This window comes from Trinickia sp. (genome assembly GCF_057351765.1).
Window position 1 is genome coordinate 65962 of sequence record NZ_JBMRBK010000042.1, and the last position, 21580, is coordinate 87541.

At 63.7% G+C, this 21580-nt stretch carries 23 protein-coding genes; 7 read left to right on the forward strand and 16 right to left on the reverse strand.

What is annotated here, in order from left to right; all coding sequences use genetic code 11:
- Positions 1-106: 106 nt before the first annotated feature.
- From ACO1XS_RS12130 to ACO1XS_RS12145, 4 genes are all read right to left on the reverse strand, one after another.
- Positions 107-2287 (reverse strand): M1 family metallopeptidase, encoded by a 2181-nt coding sequence (locus tag ACO1XS_RS12130; protein ID WP_486390789.1) that lies wholly within the window; start codon positions 2285-2287, stop codon positions 107-109.
- A gap of 537 nt (positions 2288-2824) precedes the next feature.
- A complete protein-coding gene (locus ACO1XS_RS12135) occupies positions 2825-4105 on the reverse strand; it encodes an RNA polymerase sigma factor (RefSeq protein ID WP_331572690.1) in 1281 nt (426 codons plus the stop codon).
- The gene (locus tag ACO1XS_RS12140) at positions 4095-4466 is read right to left on the reverse strand and encodes a YciI family protein (protein WP_331572692.1); all 372 of its coding nucleotides are present in this window, start codon (positions 4464-4466) and stop codon (positions 4095-4097) included. Before ACO1XS_RS12140 ends, ACO1XS_RS12135 begins: the two co-directional genes overlap by 11 nt.
- Positions 4467-4644: 178 nt before the next feature.
- The gene (locus ACO1XS_RS12145; RefSeq protein ID WP_331573769.1) at positions 4645-5184 is read right to left on the reverse strand and encodes a ProQ/FinO family protein; all 540 of its coding nucleotides are present in this window, start codon (positions 5182-5184) and stop codon (positions 4645-4647) included.
- Here ACO1XS_RS12145 and ACO1XS_RS12150 point away from each other — a divergent pair.
- The 3 genes from ACO1XS_RS12150 (at position 5158) to ACO1XS_RS12160 (ending at position 8217) form a co-directional block, all read left to right on the forward strand.
- Positions 5158-5553: a hypothetical protein gene (locus tag ACO1XS_RS12150; RefSeq protein WP_331573767.1), complete on the forward strand. Its 396-nt coding sequence runs from the start codon at positions 5158-5160 to the stop codon at positions 5551-5553. The two genes, ACO1XS_RS12145 and ACO1XS_RS12150, sit on opposite strands and share 27 nt — an antisense overlap.
- Positions 5554-5749: 196 nt before the next feature.
- A complete protein-coding gene (locus ACO1XS_RS12155) occupies positions 5750-7393 on the forward strand; it encodes an alkaline phosphatase family protein (protein WP_414720331.1) in 1644 nt (547 codons plus the stop codon).
- Positions 7394-7530: 137 nt separating this feature from the next.
- Positions 7531-8217: an HAD family hydrolase gene (locus tag ACO1XS_RS12160; protein WP_331573765.1), complete on the forward strand. Its 687-nt coding sequence runs from the start codon at positions 7531-7533 to the stop codon at positions 8215-8217.
- 11 nt (positions 8218-8228) lie between these two features.
- Here ACO1XS_RS12160 and ACO1XS_RS12165 read toward each other — a convergent pair whose 3' ends face one another.
- Complete coding sequence (locus ACO1XS_RS12165; protein ID WP_331573763.1) at positions 8229-8825, reverse strand: hypothetical protein; 597 nt, start codon at positions 8823-8825, stop codon at positions 8229-8231.
- A 278-nt stretch (positions 8826-9103) separates the two neighbouring features.
- Here ACO1XS_RS12165 and ACO1XS_RS12170 point away from each other — a divergent pair, with 278 nt between their 5' ends.
- Positions 9104-10087 carry a hypothetical protein gene (locus ACO1XS_RS12170; protein WP_331573773.1) on the forward strand — a complete coding sequence of 328 codons (984 nt, stop codon included), beginning with the start codon at positions 9104-9106 and terminating at the stop codon, positions 10085-10087.
- Positions 10088-10142: 55 nt separating this feature from the next.
- On the opposite strand, the gene ACO1XS_RS12175 is transcribed toward ACO1XS_RS12170, so the two are convergent.
- Positions 10143-10385 carry a hypothetical protein gene (locus ACO1XS_RS12175; protein ID WP_331573761.1) on the reverse strand — a complete coding sequence of 81 codons (243 nt, stop codon included), beginning with the start codon at positions 10383-10385 and terminating at the stop codon, positions 10143-10145.
- Positions 10376-10525 (reverse strand): hypothetical protein, encoded by a 150-nt coding sequence (locus tag ACO1XS_RS12180; RefSeq protein ID WP_331573759.1) that lies wholly within the window; start codon positions 10523-10525, stop codon positions 10376-10378. Before ACO1XS_RS12180 ends, ACO1XS_RS12175 begins: the two co-directional genes overlap by 10 nt.
- A gap of 116 nt (positions 10526-10641) precedes the next feature.
- Here ACO1XS_RS12180 and ACO1XS_RS12185 point away from each other — a divergent pair, with 116 nt between their 5' ends.
- Both ACO1XS_RS12185 and ACO1XS_RS12190 read left to right on the forward strand, forming a co-directional pair.
- Positions 10642-11586, forward strand: coding sequence for a TolC family protein (locus ACO1XS_RS12185; RefSeq protein WP_331573757.1), 945 nt, complete (start codon positions 10642-10644; stop codon positions 11584-11586).
- A 1-nt stretch (position 11587) separates the two neighbouring features.
- A complete protein-coding gene (locus ACO1XS_RS12190; protein WP_331573755.1) occupies positions 11588-12883 on the forward strand; it encodes a multicopper oxidase family protein in 1296 nt (431 codons plus the stop codon).
- Positions 12884-12974: 91 nt separating this feature from the next.
- Here ACO1XS_RS12190 and pobA read toward each other — a convergent pair whose 3' ends face one another.
- The 6 genes from pobA to ACO1XS_RS12220 form a co-directional block, all read right to left on the reverse strand.
- Complete coding sequence (gene pobA, locus ACO1XS_RS12195) at positions 12975-14159, reverse strand: 4-hydroxybenzoate 3-monooxygenase (RefSeq protein WP_331573753.1); 1185 nt, start codon at positions 14157-14159, stop codon at positions 12975-12977.
- A 131-nt stretch (positions 14160-14290) separates the two neighbouring features.
- Positions 14291-14881 (reverse strand): YceI family protein, encoded by a 591-nt coding sequence (locus tag ACO1XS_RS12200; RefSeq protein WP_331573751.1) that lies wholly within the window; start codon positions 14879-14881, stop codon positions 14291-14293.
- 33 nt (positions 14882-14914) lie between these two features.
- Positions 14915-15478, reverse strand: a complete 564-nt coding sequence (locus tag ACO1XS_RS12205) for a YceI family protein (protein ID WP_331573749.1) — start codon at positions 15476-15478, stop codon at positions 14915-14917.
- 13 nt (positions 15479-15491) lie between these two features.
- Complete coding sequence (locus tag ACO1XS_RS12210; protein WP_331573747.1) at positions 15492-16112, reverse strand: cytochrome b; 621 nt, start codon at positions 16110-16112, stop codon at positions 15492-15494.
- Entirely contained in the window at positions 16109-17122 is a 1014-nt protein-coding gene (locus ACO1XS_RS12215; protein WP_331573746.1) for a fumarylacetoacetate hydrolase family protein, read from the reverse strand. The genes ACO1XS_RS12210 and ACO1XS_RS12215 overlap by 4 nt, the downstream gene beginning before the upstream one ends.
- Before the next feature lie 7 nt (positions 17123-17129).
- Positions 17130-18398, reverse strand: coding sequence for an MFS transporter (locus ACO1XS_RS12220; RefSeq protein ID WP_486390790.1), 1269 nt, complete (start codon positions 18396-18398; stop codon positions 17130-17132).
- A gap of 289 nt (positions 18399-18687) precedes the next feature.
- Between ACO1XS_RS12220 and ACO1XS_RS12225 the strand changes: the two genes are divergently transcribed.
- Positions 18688-19755, forward strand: coding sequence for a LacI family DNA-binding transcriptional regulator (locus tag ACO1XS_RS12225; RefSeq protein WP_331573742.1), 1068 nt, complete (start codon positions 18688-18690; stop codon positions 19753-19755).
- Here ACO1XS_RS12225 and ACO1XS_RS12230 read toward each other — a convergent pair.
- From ACO1XS_RS12230 to ACO1XS_RS12240, 3 genes are all read right to left on the reverse strand, one after another.
- A complete protein-coding gene (locus tag ACO1XS_RS12230; RefSeq protein WP_486390791.1) occupies positions 19730-20578 on the reverse strand; it encodes a 3-hydroxybutyryl-CoA dehydrogenase in 849 nt (282 codons plus the stop codon). The genes ACO1XS_RS12225 and ACO1XS_RS12230 overlap by 26 nt on opposite strands.
- The gene (locus tag ACO1XS_RS12235; protein WP_331573738.1) at positions 20575-20874 is read right to left on the reverse strand and encodes a hypothetical protein; all 300 of its coding nucleotides are present in this window, start codon (positions 20872-20874) and stop codon (positions 20575-20577) included. The genes ACO1XS_RS12230 and ACO1XS_RS12235 overlap by 4 nt, the downstream gene beginning before the upstream one ends.
- A 49-nt stretch (positions 20875-20923) precedes the next feature.
- Positions 20924-21580, reverse strand: a 657-nt coding sequence (locus tag ACO1XS_RS12240) for an electron transfer flavoprotein subunit alpha/FixB family protein (RefSeq protein ID WP_486390792.1), incomplete at its 5' end; no start/stop codon positions are given.

Here is a 21580-nt window from a genome sequence, read left to right on the forward strand (position 1 = left end):
AAGTTTTTTAAGGGTGCGTTCCGAATTCGGCAAATGAGACGGGTGCGAAACGCGCGATCCGCTTCTTTGAAGCGAACCGCGCGCCGTTAACCGATCAATCGCTCAACTACTGTTGCTTGCTCGGCGCCTGCGGCCTCGCTTTCAAACGGCCCTGATAGTGCGGGATGCGGCGCTCGACTGGCTGCTCCGGCATCAGTTCCTGGCGCATCAGCCGGGCTGCCACGCCCGGTGACGCGGCGAGCGAATCGATCGCCGTCGCGCGCGATTGCGGCGCAAGGCCGTGGTCGACCAGCAAGTGCGTGCCGAGCTTCAGATTCGTCAGCCTGGCCGGCTCCAGCAGTGCACTCGATTGCGCGAGCAACTGCGTCCACGCGTTGTCGCCATAATTGACGACGTAATAGTCCTGCCCCGTCGGATCGGCCAGCACCGCGCCGCAGCCTTCGAGACGCACCTGCATGTCCGAGCCCTTCATCGAGACGGTCTTACGGCTCGTCAGACCGTCGCCATAGGCCAACGTCAGCGGAATCGTCCACAGCGTTCCGGGATACGGATTCTGGTTCGGGAACGGCTGCTGCTTCAACGTCACGACCGATTGGTTCGTCGTCAGATCGCACGTCGTGTTCAGCGAGACGAGCGGTACACCCGTTTGCCGCACGAAGCTGTCGCCGATCTGCGTCATCGGCTCCCCGCTTGCTCGCGCGAGCTCGTCCCACAGCCGCTTGGGCGTGACGTTGCCGAGCGCGTAATCCGCCAGATACGACTGCAGCCCACGGCGCATCACGTCCTCGCCGAGGTAGCCCTCGATCATCTTCAGAACCTGACCGCCCTTGTCATAGACAAAACGCCCGGCGTTGATGACGAAGTCGTTCGAAGCCCATGCGTTGAAATTCGGCTGCACCGGGAAGGATGCGGACGTCAGATCGTCCGCGATGACGCGATACTTGTTGCGGACCTCGCCTTCCCAGTTGAAGCGATCGGGAAAGAAGGCGATCTTCGTCTTGTTCTCGAAGAACGTTGCGAACGATTCGTTGAGCCAGACGTCGTCCCACCAGTCCAGCGTGACGAGATCGCCAAACCACTGGTGGGCTGCCTCATGTGTCAGCACGGTCACGCCATAGTTCGACATCGGGGTGCCCGGTTGCGGCAAGATGTCGTCGGCAAACTCGAGAATGGCCCCCCAGTTCTCCATCCCGCCGAAGTTCAGATCTTTCTGCGCCTTGAACGCGTCGTTCGCCGCGACTGTATCGAACTTCGTCAAGGGCAGCGGAATGCCTGTGTAGCGATAGTAGTAATCGAGCGCCTGCTTCGTCTGCTGCATGGCCGGCAATGCCCAATCGCGCATGCCCGGCGGCGTGAAGATGCGCAAATGCAGACCCTTGCCGTCCGGCAGCGGGCTCGAAAAGTCGTCTTCGAGCACATCGAACTGCCCGCCGCCGAAAAAGAGCAGGTACGACGGCATCGGCGGCGTCTTCTCGAACGAAACGCGCTTATAACCGCTGTCCACGTTGACCGGCGGTTTCTCCGCCGCGTTCGAGACGACTCGCCAGTTCTGCGGCACGTCGGCGCTGACCTCGTAGGTCGGGCGGAACGCCGGCTCGTCCCACCCGGGGAACCATTGCCGCGCGAGATCCGATTCGCCTTGTGTCAGGATGGCGCCGCTCGTCGTACCGTCGGTCGCCTTCAGATCGACGCGGAACACGCCTTCCGCAGCGGAACATCCCGGATAAGGATCGTTGCCGCAACTGCCGCCCGTCTTCGTGACCGGGTCGTCATAGCTTTTGAAGTTGATGATGCCGCGCCATTCCATGTGCAGCGAATAGGTGCCCGCTGCAATCTGCCCGCTCGCAGGACGCAATTGATAGTAATCGCCCTGGTCCTGGGGCGTCGCGACCAGCTGCACATTGCCGGGCTGCAAGGCGATGGTGCCGTTTACGAACTGCAGCCGGTGCGCGGCCACGGTGATGGCGGTGACCGGCTTGAGCACCTTGATCTCGACGTCCGCTCGGCCGTCGAACGCATTCAGCTCGGGGTTGGGGCGGAACCAAAGCCGGTAATTGACCGGTATGACCGTATCGGGCATTTCCACCGGCGATACCGTCTTGTCCACGCCCGGAGTCGCCGCGACGGCGGGAGCAGGCGCGATAAGCGCCGGAGTGCTGGGACTCGAAACGGCTGCGCCCGCACGGCTCGCCGACGCCTGTCCACCGTCACCGCCGCCGCATGCGCTCAATAGCGCGAGCGCGGCAATCGAAGCGTAATGCCAATTCAATCCAAAATTAAATCGCATACGAAATCCTGAATGAGAAAGTGTTTAACCGATGCCAGGTTTCGTCTCGTTGTTCTTCTCTCTCATTCGCCGGCAGGCAATACGACGCCACGCAAGCAAATCCGTAGCTCGCGACGAAAAGGGGCGTGCTGCGCCCCGGCCCAGCATTCACTGAAACCCAGACCGTGATTCCAACCTGCAATAAATAGGAGTACTAAACGTATGGACTACTAAAAATCATCGTTGACATCGTCGACTCCATAGGAACGGGGCGGCGCGAATGTCTTTCATAAAAACCAGCGACAGCGCAGAGTACGTTCCACTTCCTTTCAATGTCAACTCGCTTTCACTGTATTACTTTTCTAATCGTTTTGGCAAACGGTATGCTATATGCAAATTTCGTAGTGACCGGTAATTTTTATTCGATCCCACAACGCACCTTGCATATTTTCATGTAATAAATGGATAGGCGTGGACCAAGACCTCCAAAAACTTGTAGGCCCCACGAATTCGAATAAAGGAATGCGGTATTGGATGACGGAACGAGCGGCAGCGCGATCATTCGGCCGGCGACGCGCTCTGCCCGCTTCGGGCGCGCGCGGCTTGCGCGCGCTGGAGCAAAAACCGCCGCACCGCCGGGTCCGATTCAAGGCCGATGGCACGTTGATATGCGTCGAGGCAGGTTTGCCACGCGCCGACGCGCGCCGACAGTTCGGCCCGCGCCGCCCAGAATGGCTGATAAGCCAAAAGCCGTGCATCGCCCGCCACCTCGTCGAGCGCGGCGAGGCCGGCCGCTGCGCCATCGCGCTCGGCCAATGCGACCGCCCGGTTGAGCGCGGCAACCGGCGAGCCGCTCAACGCGCACAGCGCGTCATAGAGCTGCACGATCGCCTGCCAGTCGGGACGATGACCGAACCTGCGCATCGCGTGTGCCGATTGCACCGCGGCTTCCAACTGATAGCGGCCGATCCGGCCGGCCCGGCTCGCGCGGGCCAGCAACGCTTCCGCTTCTTCGATCATGCCGCCGTCCCATCGCCTCACATCCTGCTCGCTCAGCGCGATGTAGGCCCCGTCGGCCGCGCGGCGAGCGTCGCGGCGGGCGTGCGTGTGCAGCATCATGGCCAGCAATCCGAGCGCCTCCGGCTCGTCCGGCATGAGCGAGACGACGAGGCGGCCCAGCCAGATGCCCTCATCGGCGAGATTGCGGCGGTGGGGATCCCCTCCCTCGGGATCCGACCATCCTTCGGCATAGACCGCGTAGATCGAATCGAGCACACATTCGAGCCGCGCGGGCAGCTCGCCGGGCTCGGGCATCTCGAGTGCAATGCCGGCTTCGCGAATCTTGTTCTTGGCCCGCACGAGCCGCTGGCTCATCGCCGATGGCGCGACGAGGAACGCGGAGGCGATCGTCGCCGCATCGAAACCGAGCACCGCTTGCAACACGAGCGGCGCACGCGCGCTGCGCTCGAGCGCGGGATGCGCGCAGGCGAACATCAATTGCAGGCGCTCGTCGGGAATCGACGCGGCGGCATCATCCGTCTCGGGCGCCAGCTGGCTCAGCCATTCCAGATACTGGGCTGCATCGGCATCACGATAACGACGTCTGAGCGCATCGACGATACGGCGCTTGGCCACCGCGAGCAGCCACGCATCCGGCGTGCGCGGGACGCCGTTGCGCGGCCAATCCGCGAGCGCCGCCGCGAATGCATCCGCGAGCGCGTCTTCGGCACCCGCCACGTCGCGGCTGCGCGCGGCGAGAAAGGCGATGAGCTTGCCGTAACTGAGCCGCGCCGCCGCCTCCGCGGCACGCGCGGCGGCCGTGTCCCCGCTATCGGGCATTCGGGGCGTACTCGTGCATCGGCCAGATAGGGCGCACTTCGAGCCCGGCGTAGTCCGCAGCGGGACAACGCGCAGCCCATGCGAGCGCCTGATCCAGATCGGGTACGTCGATCAGGTAATAGCCGCCCAGTTGCTCGCGCGTTTCCGCATACGGTCCGTTGAGCACCTCCGTTTTGCCGTTCTTCGCTCGAACCGTGGTGGCCGTGTCGACCGGCCGCAGTCGGGCACCGGCACGCCAGACGCCGGCTTCCTTGAGCGCCTCCGTATAGGCGCCGAACGCAGCCGTCATCTCCGCGGCCTGGCTCGGCGTCATTTCCGCAGCCCGGGCTTCATTGCCATAAATCATCAGCAGATATTCCATTTGTCGCTCCTGAAGAGTTGCGGCAACACGCAGCGTGTTACCTCGACAATGTCGAACGGCTTGCCATGATTTCGACATGCGTCGAAAAAAAGCGCGATAGGAGGAAGGCAGCTCGCGGCGCAACGCAGCGAACGTTAGTCTAACCCTCGGGCGCGCAGGGACGCGCCCGAGCCTTGGCTCAGTCAGGCGACTGAGCCGTATCCGGCGAATGCTCGACGGCGGGCGTAGACGCGGTGTCGGACGCATGCCCCGCATCGGACGTCGAGCTTGGCTCGGGCGCCTGAGCCGCGTCAGCCGACTGAACAGTCCCAGCTGGCTGCGCCGCCTCGGCGGCCGGCGAACCTTCCGACGCGCCCGGCTGGGCCGGCCGTTCGGCGGCAGCCTTCGCAGCCGGCTGTGCGCCATCGCCCTTGCGGCGCGCTGCGCCGCCGCCCTTGGCCTGCCTGCGCGCGAAGGCCGCGTCGCGCGCGGTGACGCTGCCGGCCGGCGCGCCGTCGAGATCGACTCGCGGCGCACCGTCGACGAGACAGGCCCAGTAACGGCTGCCGCGGCACCATGTGCTGACCGCATCGCGGATCTGCGCCTCGTTCAGCGCGAGCTCCTCGGCGTGCGAGACGAGATCGGCCAGAATGCCGATCTTCAGCGGCACCTTCGGCGCGGGGTTCTTCGGGAATGCGGCCGGAAAGCGCTTTTGCAGTTTGCCGATGACCCGTACCACGGGATCGACCGGCTCAGCCTTCGGCGCGTGATGGCTTCTCGCCTCCCCGCGCTGGGCTCGGGCATCGCCGCGCTGTCCCTTCGCGTCGCGCTGTCCCTTCGCGTCGCGCTGACCCTTTGTCTCGTGGTGGGCCTTCGCGTCGCGCGGCCCCTTCGCATCGCGATGACCGTTGGCGTCGCCCTTTGCCTCGCCCTTTGCGTCGCGCTGACCAGGCCGAGCCTGTCGAGGCGATTTGCCCGCATCGGCGGCCTGGGCCTGCTCCTTTGCGGCGCGCGCTTCTTTCGCCAGTTGCTTTCTCAGTTCTGCCAGCTGCTCGAAACCCATATTCGTCCTGTAACCGCCTACCCGAAAATCAGACGGCAATATTAACAGCCTCTTGGCACATCGGCTGCCAAGCGGGCGCGGCGCCGACCCCGCACCCGGTTCAGGCGCCATCGACCGTGACCTGCACGCCAAGCGCCGATCGATAGCAGACTGAAAGGTCCGCTTCATCGCCCAGTCGCATTCGACCCTCAGATTAGCTCCTTTAGCGTGGAAACTCTCCGCGCCTTACACCGAGGTAGACATGAATCGACGCAAGGCAATGCGCCACGCGGGCACGGCGCTCGCCATCGGGCTGATGGCACTCGCAGGCACGGCAACGGACGCTGCCGCCCATGAAATCCACGATGCAAAGCGCGTGCTACTCATCAGCATCGACGGGCTGCACGAACAAGACCTCGCTCGCTGCACTGGCGCCAACACCTGCCCGAACCTCGCCGTGCTGGCGCACTCCGGCGTCACCTATACCGAGGCGCGCACGCCTGGCCTGTCCGATTCATTCCCCGGTCTCGCCGCGCTCGTCACGGGCGGCTCGCCGAAATCCGCCGGCCTCTTTTACGACGTCTCCTATGACCGCACGCTGTTCGCACCCACCGACGACACATGCTCAGGCAAGCGCGGCTGGAATGTCGTGTTCGACGAAACGACCGGCATCGATGCGCAAAACGGCGGCGCGCTGATCCATCTCGACGGCGGTGGCGCGTTCAATCCGCAAGCGATCCCGCACGCGCTGGTCAACGGCGTGTGCAGCCCCGTCTATCCGCACAACTACATCAAGACGAATACGATATTCGAAGTCATCAAGGAGCACATGCGCGATGCGCGTACGGCCTGGGCCGATAAGCACGCGTGGGGCTACGACTGGCTCAACGGACCGTCGGGCCATGGCGTGGACGATCTCGCCCGCACCGAAATCAACTCGATCGATCCGGCGACGCAGACCGACTATACGGACGTCTACACCCACACGGAGAAATTCGACAACTACCACGTGCAAGCAATCCTCAATCAGATCGATGGCAAGGACTCCACGGGGACGAAGAACGCGCCGGTACCGACGCTGTTCGGCACGAACTTCCAGACCTTGAGCGTGGCGCAAAAATCGCCGGTCGCCAACGGCGGCGGCTACCTCGACGCGAGCTTCACCCCGGGCCCGAACGTGGGCAATGCGATCGCCTATGCAGATGACGCGATCGGCCGCATCGTCGCCGAGCTGAAGCAGCGCAACCTGTACTCCACGACCGTCATCATCGTGACGGCCAAACATGGCCAATCGCCGGCCGATCACACGAAGCTCGTGAAAAACGGCGACACACTTACGCAACTGCTCGAAGCGAACAACTACCTGGATCCGAACGGCAACTTCGGCCAGAACGCGACGCAATCGGGCAACCTCAACGACGGCACCGGACTTGCGGGGACGGGCATGGTGCAAACGGACGATGTCGGGCTCATTTGGCTGCGCGATCAAAGCCAGCGCGACGCCGTGATCGCGACGCTCAAGGCCAATCTCGGCTGCAATGCGCCCGGCATCTGCGCCGATGGTCCGGGAGCCTATCTCCTCTACGGCCCGCAACTCGCCGCGCGCTTTGGCGATCCGGCGCAAGGCCGCACGCCCGATATCGTCGTGCAGCCGAATCCAGGCGTGATCTATACGTCGAGCAAGAAAAAGGACGAGGAACATGGCGGCAATGCGCCTGACGACAGCCACCTCGGTCTGCTCGTGTCGTTCCCTGGCATTCGTCACGCCCGCACGATCGCCAAGCCCGTCCTGACCACGCAAGTGGCGCCGACGATCCTGCGCGCACTCGACCTGAAGCCCGAGTGGCTGCACTCGGTAGCGGAAGAAGGGACGCACGCACTGCCGGGACTCGGCATCGAGGACTGAGGCGGATGGTCTTTGCCGCATCCGGGGAGGGAGCGGCGAGGACGTCCCCGCGCGCGATACAATGCCATCCGGTTTGCGGCCCGAAGCGCATCGACGTAAGGGCCGCGTTTGAACACTATCTGGATGATTCGCGCACGATGTCCGCCCTCCCCTTCGACGCCGTGATCTTCGATTGCGACGGCGTCCTCGTCGATTCCGAGCCCATTACGAACCGCGTGCTTGCCGAAATGCTCGGCGAGCTCGGCTGGAACATCAGCACTCGGGAGACGATGCGGCACTTCGTCGGCAAAACGGTGAGGGACGAAGCCGCCCTCATCGAATCGCACACCGGCTTTCGCCTCACGGCGCAGTGGCTCGAGCAGTTCCGCGCCCGGCGCAATGCGGCGCTCGAAGCCGAGCTCCTCGGCGTGACAGGCGCACCACTGGCAGTCAAAACGCTGCACGAAGCGCTTGGCGGCGTCATCGCCGTCGCATCCGGTGCCGATCGGCACAAGGTCGAAATGCAGCTCGCGAAGGTCGGTATCTTCGAGTATTTCGAAGGACGCATCTTCAGCGGTCATGAAATGCCCCGGAACAAGCCACATCCCGATGTCTACCTCGCCGCGGCAGGCGGCCTCGAGGTCAATCCCGCGCGCTGCGCGATCGTCGAAGATACGGTCACGGGTGCGACCGCGGGACTGGCCGCCGGGGCAACCGTGTTCGGCTACTGCCCCGACGCTGCGGGGCACAGCCATGCCGAGGCGATGCGATCCACGGGCGTCGCGGCGATCTTTCACGATATGGCCGAACTGCCGGCCGTGCTCGCTCGCTGGCGCACCGCGTAGCATTCAAGGGGCTAATGCCCCGAAGCGTCACCGGGCGGGCGGTCGGCCTCTCTCGTCGTTTCATCGCGGAACGGCGGCGTGGGATAACGAAGACCTCCCGCTTGCGCCCATAGCTCCTCAAGGCGCGCGCGGTCGCGCCGCCCCGCGACGTCGAGCACCGATTTGGCCTTGGTCTCGCGCTCCATCACGCGAACGAGATCGATGATCTTCTGAAGCAGCGCATCCGGGGCACCGGTGTCATCGCCGCCGAGACCAATCGTGACCTCGCAGCCTCGCGCCAAGGCAGCAAGGAATTGCTCGCGCTCCGGTGACGGGTGCTCGTCGATCAGCATCTCGATGCCGCCACCATACTGGCGCGAGCTGATCCGATCGATCTCGTCGAGTAGACCCGATAGATATCGGGCTGTGCGAGGCTCTAGCGCGGCTGCCGCGTCGTGCCGTGTCTGTCCGGTCTCCGGTGAAGCAGGTGTGGGCGATGTCTCCTTACCCCGCGCAGCGGAGACGAGACCGCGCAGGCCATCGAGCACCGAGTGAGCCCGATGCCGGCCCCGGCCCGAGCCGACGGTGGGCTTCGGCTGTTCGGTCGACGGATCGGGTTCGGGACCCATCGAGCCGGATCTCCCAAGCGGCGGCACTGTCATGAGGTGAGTGGCGAGAAGTGGCAAATGCCGTCATCTTCCCATCGCTCGGTCCGTTACAAGCGCGGGCGCGCGAAGGACCGACCGGATGAGCGCAGGCAATTTTCCGCGTTTGTGCGTTCGGTGCCCTACATAGGGATCGGTCAACGATAAGTAGGCTGTTGCGAAGCGGCGAAGTGCGTTCGCCTTTTCTACCTAACCGGTCACCTGCCTTGACGCCTTTGAAGTCGCACCGCATCGATTGGCGCATTGTGTGCGCAGGCACGCTCGCGGCTTTGGCCGCTCTGCAGTGCACAAGCCTGGCGCATGCCGAAGACGGCACACCGAACGCGCCGGCCGCGCAGCAATTGCCGCAGCGCACGATCGACGGCTACGCCGTGTTCGGCAACGGCCGCGCGACCGAAGGCGGCAACATGCATTGGCGCGCCTATGAAATCGGCTTCGGCGACATCCTCAACGATTACCTCTCCGTCTACGTCGCCTATCTGAACGAGGGGCATCCGACGAATCATCATCGCGATGGCTTTGCGGCGCTGGGTTCGTTTCGCTGGCCCGTCAGCGATCGCGTGGCGTTCGAGTTGTCCGCGGGGCCTTATTTCAGCATGGATACCACGCATGTCGAGAATGAACCGCGTAACGAAAAGCGACTGGGCCTGCGCGCCTCGGCCGCAGTGCGGTTCTATGTCGTGCCCAACCGCTTTTTTCTGAAGCTGCAATACAACCATATCCAGATGGTCAACGGATTCAACTCCGACGCGGTGCTCTTCGGCATCGGCTCCGATCTTCGCGGCAACCCCGCACCGGCGCTTTCCGACGGCAAGACACAGGTGAGCATCTGGGCCGGCACGTCGCAGACAAACCATCCTCAAGTGCCGATGGAAAAAGGTTACATGGTCGAGCTCAAGCGCCCGCTCGGCAATGCTTGGGCGTATTCCGCGAGCTTCGTCTACGAAGGCAATAACGGCACGGCCGGCCGGCGTGGCGTGGCGGCACAACTCTGGTACGTCGCGCCGATCCTGAGCAAATGGGCCTTATCGGCCGGTGTAGGGCCGTACCTCGCGCGCGACCGCGACGAGCCTTCGAATCGCATGCGGATCAACGCCTTGCTCAGCGCGCAAGTGAGCTACCAGGTCACGAACAATTGGGCCGCGAGCCTGCGCTTTAACCGCGTCGCGACTGGCAATGACAAGGACCAGGACATGTTCATGGTCGGCCTCGCGCGGAACTTCTAGCGGCGGTGCACGCCCGCCATGGCGCGCGTGGCTTACCCCGCGAAGTACACGCGTGCTAGACTCCCCACCCATGTCCTATTGGCGCAAATTGTTCATCGTCGTGCTCTTGGCACTGAGCCTGCCGGTTCAGTCGTTTGCGGCCGTCTCGATGAAATGCGTGCCCACCCATGCTCGCGCCGGCGATGCGTCCGTCCGGCACGCCGGGCACGAGATGTCCGCGCACCATCGAGAAATGCACGGGATGGTTCTCGCCGGCGATGGCGACCATCATGACCTGCGCGGCAGTCTTCACGTGCATTCGTGTTCGATGTGCGCATCGTGCTGCCTGGGGACCGCCTTGCCGGCCGTTCCCATCGTTGCCGTCATCGCGGACGCTACGCGCGTCGTCGCATCTATTCCGCCTTCGGCCGGTGCCGCGTCTTTTTTGACCGGCGGCATCGAGCGCCCTCCTCGCTCCACGCTCGTCTAATTTTCCACCGCGGTTAAAGCCCGCGATGTTCCATTCGTGCCGGCGGTCTCTTGGACTCGCCGGATGATTGAAGACGAGAAAATCCATGCGACTAATTTCTGCGGCGCTGCTTGGCGCGGCGGCTTCATTGCCGATGCTCGCGCACGCCACCCCCACCTTTCCCGCCCCCGCGGACGCGGCCGCCCCGGCTCCCGCGAGCGCTTCATCGTCTGCCCTCGACGATGAAGCGCTCGTTGCAAGAACCAACACCGCACGCGATGCAATGGCCACGCGCACCCGGGAATACGCTTCCAAGCCGCTTTCGATGGACGACGCGGCACGGCTCGCCTTGCAGAACGACAACCCCGGCACCGCCGACGCGATGTCGAAGGTGGCCGCCGATGCGCGCCGTGCCTATATCCGAGCGGTGGCGGCCGAGCAGGCCGCCCGATACGCCGGGCACGTCGAGGACTCCGCGGACGCCGGCGCACAATTGGCCTCGCGCATGCGCCAGGCCGGGAACCTGAGCAAGCTCGATGAGGCGCGCGAGCAAGCCTTCCGTGCCAGCGCGCAAGTACAGGCAGCGAAGGCTCGCCAGCAAGCGCTGTCGGCGCGGGAGAAATTGACGCGAACGCTGGGGCTGCGGGGCGGGCACACGCAGTACACCCTTCCGGATCAGTTGCCGGATCTGCCGAAAACGCGTCCCGCACTGAACGACCTCGACGCATTCGCCTCGCGCAACCATCTCGAGATTCGATCGGAGGTTCGCGAATCCTACTCGGCGTACATGACGAGCTACGACGTAGCAAAGCGCTATCGCGACGAAATCGTGCCGCTTCGCAAAACGATCTCGGACGAACTGCTGCTCCGCTACAACGGCATGCTCGCCGGCGTTTTCGAGCTGTTGGCCGACGCGCGCGAGCAGGCCGCCGCGATGAGCGGCTACGTCGATTCGCTCGAGGACTACTGGCTCGCGGAAACGGACATCCGGCAAGCGTTGGGCGGACGTTTGCCGCCGCCGGCATCCGCCAGCCATTCGGGAGGGCAGTGACATGGTGTCCCGTCGACAATTCCTGAGCGGCTCGGGAGCCGCCCTGCTCGGTGCCGCAATGGTCAGCAAGGCCGGCCCGGCTTCATTGCCGGAAGCGCCGACCATGGCGGCCGCGGCGACGCAGCCGCCTCTCATGCCGCCCAACGGCCGCCCCTATACACCGGTCGCGACGCTGAACGGATGGACGTTGCCCTGGCGGATGAAAAACGGCTGGAAGGAGTTTCACCTGACGGCCGAACCCGTGGTGCGCGAAATGGCGCCCGGTATGAAGGCCAACCTGTGGGGCTACAACGGTCAGTCGCCGGGCCCGACGATCGAGGCTGTCGAAGGCGACAAGGTCCGTATCTTCGTCACCAACAGACTGCCCGAGCACACCACGATCCACTGGCACGGAATGCGGCTGCCGAACGGCATGGACGGTGTCGGTGGGTTGACGCAACCCCACATTCCGCCCGGCAAGACATTCGTCTACGAGTTCCAGCTCGAGACGCACGGCACGTTCATGTATCACCCTCACTCCGACGAGATGGTGCAAATGGCGATGGGGATGATGGGCATGTTCATCGTCCACCCGAAGGACCGTAGCGTCATGCCGGTCGACCGCGATTTCGTATTTTTGCTGGCCGCCTACGACATCGATCCGGGCAGCTTTACGCCGCGCGTCAACGAAATGACGGACTTCAACATGTGGACCTTCAACTCGCGCGTGTTCCCCGGCATCGATCCGTTGCCGGTGCGCGCCGGGGATCGCGTACGCATCCGGTTCGGCAATCTGACGATGACGAATCACCCGATCCATCTGCACGGCTATCGCTTCGAGGTCACCGGCACGGACGGCGGATGGATCCCACCGGCGGCCCGTTGGCCCGAGGTGACCGCCGATGTTGCAGTCGGCCAGATGCGCGCGATCGAGTTCACCGCGGACCGGCCGGGCGACTGGGCGTTTCATTGCCACAAGTCGCACCATACGATGAACGCGATGGGGCACCGCGTGCCGACCATGATCGGGGTACGGCAGGACGACCTGGCCGAACGCATCGGCAACGTGGTGCCGGACTATATGGCGATGGGCAGCACCGGTGGCGCAATGGGCGGAATGGAGATGCCCTTGCCCGAAAACACGCTGCCGATGATGACGGGCACCGGGCCTTTCGGCGCGCTCGAAATGGGCGGCATGTTCACGGTCGTCAAGGTCAGGCAGGGGCTCGGGCCCAACGACTACCGCGATCCGGGCTGGTACACGCATCCCCCGGGAACGGTGGCGTACGAGTACACCGGTGCACCGCCCGACAGCTGACCGGTACGGCGAGGCAGGGGGCGCCGAAAGGCCACCACTGAACGGTCATCCCTGCCGGCCAAGTTCCTGCCGCTTCCAACGTTCGGTCACCCTATTCGATCGCTTCATGAGGCAGCCCTACGTAGTTCTCGGCGATCGTCCTCAATCCCGCATCGGAACGGGTGTAGTACTCGTAGTCGATGCGCTGCATCTGCTTGTCGAAACCATCGCGGTCCGGAAACTCGTGGAGCAGGTTCGTCATGAACCAGGAAAAGCGCACGGCTTTCCAAACACGGCGTAGTGCGATCGACGAGTATTTCTCGAGCCAGTCAGTGCGCCCGCCCTCATAGACGCCACGAAGAATCCGGTACAGCGTGCCGACATCGCTCGCGGCAAGATTGAGCCCCTTCGCACCCGTCGGTGGGACGATGTGCGCGGCATCCCCGACGAGAAAGAGCCGGCCATATTGCATCGGCTCGACCACATAACTGCGTAGCGGCGCCACGCTCTTTTCGAGCGAATCGCCTGTCACGAGCGTCTCGGCCAGATCCCGCGGCAAGCGCGCGCGGAGCTCGGCCCAGAAGCGCTCGTCCGTCCAATCCTCGGCTTTCTCGGTCAGCGACACTTGCAGGTAATAGCGGCTGCGCGTCATCGAGCGCTGGCTGCACAGTGCAAAGCCGCGCGCATGGTGGGCATAGATCAGTTCATGGCTGACGGGCGGCGTATCCGATAGCAGTCCAAGCCATCCGAACGGAAAAATGCGCTCGTACTGGGTGAGGCGATCCGCGGGTATCGCCTTGCGCGATACACCGTGAAAGCCGTCGCAGCCAGCGATGAATTCGCATTCGAGCGTCATCGTCTCGCCGTCCTTCTCGAACGTGACACGGGGCGTGTTGCCCTCGATCCCGTGCAATTGAACGTTGCGGGCTTCATAGACGGTCGTACCGCCACTGGCCTCGCGCGCCGCCATCAAATCGCGCGTGAGCTCGGTCTGGCCGTAGACGAGCACCGTGGCGCCGCCCGTCAATGCCTTCAGATCGATGCGGTCGCGCCGGCCGCCGAAGGCGAGTTCGATGCCTTCATGCACGAGTCCTTCCGCATCCATACGCGCGCCGACCCCAGCCTCGCGCATGAGATCCGCCGTGCCGTGCTCGAGCACGCCCGCCCGGATTCGCCCGAGCACGTAGCCGCCCGTCTGCCGCTCGAGCACCACGTTGTCGATGCCTGCTCGTTGCAGCAATTGGCCTAGCAGCAGGCCCGACGGTCCGGCGCCGATGATCGCGACTCGGGTTTTCATGACGGTGCCCCCTTTCAAGATGTCTCGTCGTTTGCTTGTATTTTTCGACGTTCATCGTGAATAGAGAAGGCACATTTGTGCAATAGAACAGGACTTTTAGAAGATCGCCGGCTAGCGGTTGCGGCGCGGCCCTATTCCTGCTTGATGCCTTCCGCCTGAATCTGAAGCTTCGTCAGCATGTTGAACCCAAGCCGCTGCCCGATATCGATGCCGAAGTCGGCGCGATTGAACTGTGCGCTTGCCTCCACACCGCACACCTCGCGCTTGAAGTAGGGATTCATGAAGCATTTGAACGATTCGATCCGCAGATTGACCGGCCGCGTGACGCCATGCAGCGTCAGCGCGCCGATGACCTCTTTGGGCCGATCGCCATCGAATCGGATTTGGGTACCCTTATAAATCGCGCTCGGGAATTGCTTCGTATCGAACCCTTGCGTCCCGCGCAGGTTTTGATCGAGTTGCGCGTTGCCCGTATCGATCGACGACGGATCGATCGACACATCGATGGTCCCGGTCTTCTTCGCGAGATCGAGCGTCACGGTGCCGCTCGACTTCGTAAACTTGCCTCGCCAGATCGACACACCGCCGAAATGGTCGACGGCAAAGCTGGGATAGGTATGCGTCGGATCGAGTTGATAGCTGGCCGCAGAAGCGGCGGCCGAACACGATGCTCCCGCGATGGCGATGAGGCCCGCCGTGACGAGCTGGTTTGCTTTGTTCATTGTCTCCTCCAAATGCGTTGAATTGGGTTCTCTTTAAAACTTCGCTGCAACGAGATGGAATTTGATGGTGACGTCGTCCGCGACGATCGACGTATCCTTCCACTCGCCGGTCCCGATATCGAACTGCGAGCGCTTGATCGACATGCTGCCGTCCAGCGTCTGAGCGTGGTCACGCTCCGTTAGCGTGACGGGTACAGTGACGATCGCGGATTTGCCCTTGATCGTCAGCTGTCCCGTCACGCGGTACCGATTGCCACCGGCCGCAGCAATCTCGCTCGAAGCAAACGTTGCCGTCGGATAAGTCCTCGCGTCGAACCATTCCTTTCCGGCCACCTGGCTGTTGTAACTGGAATCGCCCAGGTCATAGCTGCCGACATCGACCGTGATCAGCGCGCTGCCTGCCGACGGTTTGGCCGGATCGAAGCTCACGCGCGCATTGAACTTCTTGAAGACGCCCTCGATGGGCACATTCATCTGTTTCGATACCGCGGTGATCGAGCTTTTCGCGAGGTCGACTTCGGCGCGCGCCGCGCCGGGCGCAGTCAAGACGGCTGCCACGAGCACCGGCGCCATGCAGTGGTAAAACGATGACTTCATCGAAGATCCTTCGTCATTTGAGGAAAGGCAGCATCCGCCCGAGCAGTCCGTCCCGATCGATCCACTGATGCTTGACGGCCGCGGCGACGTGCCCTGCAACGAGCGCGAGCAGTCCGTAATCGAGCGCAATGTGAATGGACTTGAACCACACCTTGAGTACTGGGTCCGGTGCGATGAGCTGCGGCATCGGTATGAGGCCCAAATAGACGACGGGCACATTCGCCGCCGCGGTATAGAGGTAGCCCGAAACGGGAATCGCGATCATGAGCGCGTACAGCGCCACGTGAACGGCATGCGCCGCGCAGCGTTGCCAGGCGCTCATGCAATCGGGCAGCGGCGGTGCCCGATGCGTCAACCGCCAGACGATGCGCAACACGGCCAACGCGAGCACCGTCACGCCGATCCACTTGTGCCAGGAATAGAAGCGCAGCTTATCGGGCGTGATGCCCGGCATGCGCGTCATCGTCCAGCCCAACGCAAACCCGCCGACGATCAACGCCGCGACGATCCAGTGCAACCCGATCGCAGCGGCCGTATATGCGTCCCGGCCACGAACGGTCGGAGGCACGTGCTCGCCCGCGCTTCTTTCGAAGCGCTCTTCGGTGGGGCTGCCCGCGCTGTTCGTCTGACTCATCGTTCCTCTCCTCGTCCCGCTCCCACATCCGAACGGCCTCCGACCGCATCCACGCAAACGATCCGTTGCGTGCCGAGCGCCGATACACCGGCCTCGAGCACATCGCCGGCACGCAGATATCGCCCGTGGTGACTGCCGATGCCTGCAGGCGTACCCGTGCAGATCAAGTCGCCCGGCTGCAACGACGTATGCGCCGACAGGTAGGCGATCTGCTCGGCAATGCTGAAAATCATGTCGCCGGCCTGCCCGTCCTGCATCAATGTGCCGTTCAGCCGCAACCACGGCCGCAGCGCCGACGGCGCCTCGATGTCCCATGCCGGAACCAGCCAGGGACCGGCCGGCAGCCATCCGGCTCTCGATTTCGACTGAAGCCAATCCGTGCCGAGCACCGGCACGTCGGTCCTCACTACGCGATCGCGCAACGTGATGTCGTTGACGACGCAATAGCCCGCGACATAGTCGAGCGCGCGTGCGACGTCGACGTTGCAAGCGCGCCGTCCGATCACGACCCCGATCTCCACCTCCCAATCGAGCGTCGACATGCCGGCTTCGACCGGCAATGGGTCGAACGGGGCCGAAACCGCGGCTGTTCCCTTCACGCATATATAGGGCGTGCCCACGCGCCGCCGAGTTTCGATCGATGCGAGCACCGCTTCCCGGCGGACAGGCGCATCGGCGGCGCCATGTGCATCGAGGGCTGCCTGCACCACCTGCTCACTGTAATTGCCGATCGTGCAGTAGACCTGCCGCGGGGCGATCGGCTCGTGGATTCGGAGGGCAGCGAGCTCGACGCCTTGTTCCGCGATGAGCGTCTGCGTCCCTTCCGATCGAACGACCTGCTTCAATCGATCGGCGTTGCACTCCCACTCATTCAGGAATTCGGCGACCGACGATGTGCCGCGCAGCCCGCTGGCGCGCCACTGCGCCAAAGCCATCACGCGGCCTTCGAACAGCAGCGCCGGAAACGGCGTGCAGGCGGCTGTCGACACGTTCACGAGTACAGGAGACATGTCCGGCTCAAAGATCGTTGACGAAATGAACTTCGACCGCATCGCCGTCCGGGCGTGCAAGGGTGCGCCGGCGCGGCGCGGTTTCGACGAGCAGCACGGCAATGCCCGCTCCGGCGACGAGACTGTAGAACGCGAAATCGAGGGTCCGGGCCAGGCCGAAATGCTGCGCGATGAAGCCGGCGATCACAGGAGCAACGCCGCCCCCGAACGTCTCGCCCACGCCCGACACGAAGCCGATGGCCGACGCGACGAGACCGGGCGGAGCCGCCTCGGTGGCAACCGGCCCACTGAGCAACGACAGCAAGCCGATCGAAAAGAGGGATACGCCGAAGAGCAACGCGAAGAGCATTTGAGGATGGGGGCCCGTGCGCGCGAAGCAATAGAGCAGAAGCGTCGCGGCGACGAAGCCGAACAGCGCGGTCGGGCGTCGGCCGACGCGATCGGAGATACCGGGCAGCGCGAACGAGCCCGCAAACCCGCCGAATCCGATCGCCGAAGCGACGAAGCCCATGCTCCGCGTGTCCAGATGAAGGACGGCGACGAGGTAGATCGGAACCATCGCACCGATCACGAAAATGCCGCCCATCGCGCACAGAATGGCAGCAGTCGCGACGAGCACGTTGCGCGTGCGCAGCAACTGCGTCCATTCCATCTTGGCGGCGCCCTCGACGCCGAGCGGGACATCGCTGCTGCGCGTGCGCTCGCGCAGCAGGCGCCAGATCAGCGCGGAGACGATCAAGCCCGGCACGGCCGAGATCATGAATACCCAGTGCCATGACGGTACGACGCGAAGCAGCTGCGTGGCGGCGATGGGGGCGAAACCGAGCCCGACGAGCGGGATCATGCTCAGCTGCAAGCCCTGGTTCAGGCCGCGTCGGGCGGGACGCGACGCCTCGCTATTTGCCGCGAGGCTTGCGGGCGTGAATGCACCTTCGGCAACGCCCATCGCGGCACGCAACAACAAGAGACTGCCGAAGCCCGTGGCGAACCCCGACAAACTCGACAGCACGGAGAAGACGATCATCGTCGCGACGAGAATCTTCTTGCGGCCGATGCGATCCGAAACCGGCCCCATGACGATCGACCAGATGCCCCACGCCACGCCGAGTGCGCCGATCAAGCTACCCAGTTGCGAATAGTCGAGGCCAAGGTCTTTCATCATGTACGGAAACATCGGCGCCATCAGCCACCGGTCGAAACCGACCAGTCCGAACCCGAGGCCCAGCAGGACGAGCGTTTTGCGCTCGTACCCGATGTCATGGTGAGAAGCGGTCATCAATTGTCTCCATTAAGTTGTCTTCGTGCGATACGCCATGACGGCGTTCTTTCGATTACCGCTTCACACGATCAATGCTAACGTTAGCGTAGATTAGATGCCCGCTCTTTCGCTGTCAAATGCGTACATCTACTTATTTCGTGCTTACGTATGCACTAGGCACGTGCAAACTCATGATCCGACGGGGGAATTGCTCGTTCGCCGTCGTACCAGGCGGTCGATCGGGGGAACTGCCTTGCAGCGAGTGAGTGTGCTATCGTTTGTCCGAATCCGCCCTCATTGGAACGCCATGATCACCATCAAAGACATCGCCGCCCGCCTCGAGGTTTCTCCCTCGACGGTTGGCCGCGCGCTCGCCGACGATCCGAGAATCAGCGCCGCCACGAAAAAGAAGGTCACGGAAGTCGCCAACGAAATGGGCTACGTGGCCAATCTCGCGGCCCGCATGATGCGCGGCGTGTCCAGCAATCTCATCGGCCTCGTGCTGCCCGACATTCGCAACAGCTTCTATTCGACGATTGCACACGCGCTGTCGAAGTGCGTGCAGGGCGCGGGCTTTCAATTGATGTTGTCGGAAACCGAAGACGACCGGATGGTCGAGCTGCATCACATTCGCGAGCTGACGAGCGCGAACGTGGCCGGGATCATCATCGTTCCCACGGCGAAGCCGCATCGGGAAGCCACGCGCCTGCTCAAGTTGTTGCCGCACGTCCAATTGATTCGCCGGCAAGCCGTCATCGGCGACCAGTACTTCGGCATCGACGATACGCAGGCGCTGTTCGATGCGACGAACCATTTGATTGCGCTCGGCCACCGACGCATCGCCTACATCGGCGGCACCGACGAGCTGCCCACCGGCGAAGCGCGACTGCTGGGTTATCGAAGAGCCATCGAAGCCATGCCGCGCAATGCGCGCCCGAGCGCCGAGTTCGTCCGGCTCGGCCCGCCGGGTTCGATCGACTTCGGGCGCGAAGCCATGCGAGACCTGCTGGCGCAGGCCGCAGCGCCGACGGCCGTCGTGGCCGGTGCGGTGCGCATCACGCAGGGCATCGTCGAAGAGCTCATGGCTCAACGTATCGCCGTTCCCGAGCAACTTTCGGTGGTGGGCTTCGGCGACGAGATGGGATTCAGTTGGTGGGGGCCGGGTCTCACGACCATCGGCCTTCCCGTTCACGATCTGGCCACGGCGTGCGGCCTCTGGTTCGTGCACCAGATCCGCCAAAACGCCGCCGCGCGCGCGCCCTACGCTTCGATCGCCACGGCCACGTTGATCCAGCGGGGCAGCACGCGCGCGCCCGCTGCGGCGGCGCGAGAGCGCGCCACGGCCACGGTCAGTAGGAGTAAAAGCCCCGCTTAGTCTTACGACCGAGATAGCCCGCGTCTACCATCTCTTTGAGCAACGACGCGGGCCGGTATTTCGTGTCGCCCATCTCGCGCTGAATCACCTCCATGATCGCGAGCACGGTGTCGAGGCCGATCAGATCCGCGAGCGCCAACGGCCCCATGGGATGACGCGCGCCCAGCCTCATGCCCGCGTCGATTTCGTCCGCGCTCGCCAATCCTTCCTGCAGCGCGAATACGGCTTCGTTGATCATCGGCACGAGAATGCGGTTGACCACGAAGCCAGGGGCATTCTTCACCTGTATCGCGGATTTGCCGAGGCGCTCGGCAAGCGCAACGGTCGTCTCGAACGTGGCGTCGCTCGTTTGCATGCCGCGAATGACTTCCACGAGCGCCATCGCCGGAACGGGGTTGAAGAAATGCATGCCGACGAAACGCGACGGGTCGGCGAGCGTAGCCGCCAATCGCGTGATCGACACGGACGACGTATTCGTTGCGATGATGGCGCCGGGCTTCGCGATTCTGTCCAACTCGCGCAATATCTGGTGCTTGATCCCGACGTTTTCCGTAGCCGCTTCGATGACGACATCGCATGTGCCGAGCGCGGCGGAATGAGACGTCGTCTTCACCCGCGCCATTGCTTCGGCAACGTCACCGGCCGTCATCTTCTGCTTCGAGACCAGGCTGTCGTAGCCCGCCGACAGCCGCTCGCGCCCGCGCTCGAGCGCGCTTTCATCGACGTCGCTGAGCACGACCGTCAGCCCCGCTGCCGCGCAGACTTGCGCGATCCCCGTGCCCATCTGGCCTGCGCCGACGATGCCTATCGTTTCGTAGTTCATGGTTGCTGCCTTAGATATTCGGATGATTCGGCGCGACGCCGTTTCGGCGCCGACCATTCGCCGGGCTGGCCGACTCTGCGCAGCTCGGCCTCGTCTTTTGCGGCTCGGATCGCACCGTCGAACGTGGGCTCGGTGGCCACTCGCATCCGGTCGACGCTGATTACCCAGTTGTCGAACGTATAGCGCCAACGAATGCGACGCTCCTCCAGGAGCACCGAAAACCATCGCCAGACCGATGCGTCTTCCGCATTGGCTACTGCGGCCGCATCGAAGCGAGCGCGTTGCATCGCATCCATATCGTGACTCCGGTAGACGCGCGGATTTCGCGCTCACTATCACCCGCACCTAAGCGAGCGCTTCGATCAACTCGGGAACCGCGGTGAACAGATCGCCGACGAGTCCGTAATCGGCCACGCTGAAGATCGGCGCCTCAGGATCCTTGTTGATCGCGACGATCACCTTCGAATCCTTCATGCCGGCCAGATGCTGAATCGCACCCGAGATACCGACCGCAACGTACAGTTGCGGTGCGACGATCTTGCCCGTTTGGCCCACCTGATAATCGTTGGGTACATAGCCCGCATCCACCGCGGCGCGCGACGCGCCCAACGCCGCGCCGAGCTTGTCGGCCAGCGGCACGAGCACGCTCTGATAGTTCTCCCCACTGCCCAGACCCCGGCCACCCGACACCACGATCTGCGCGCTCGTCAGCTCGGGACGGTCCAGCTTGGTCACCTCGCGGTTCACGAACTGCGAGATGCCGCGCTCCGCCGCCGCCTCGATCTTCTCGATTGCAGCGCTGCCGCCTTCGGCCGCCACGGCGTCGAAGCCCGTCGCACGCACCGTCAGCACCTTGATCGGATCGCTCGATTGCACCGTCGCAATCGCATTGCCCGCGTAGATCGGCCGCTCGAACGTATCGGGCGACACCACCGCGGTGATCTCGCTGATCTGCGCCACGTCCAGCTTCGCCGCCACGCGCGGCGCGATGTTCTTGCCGTA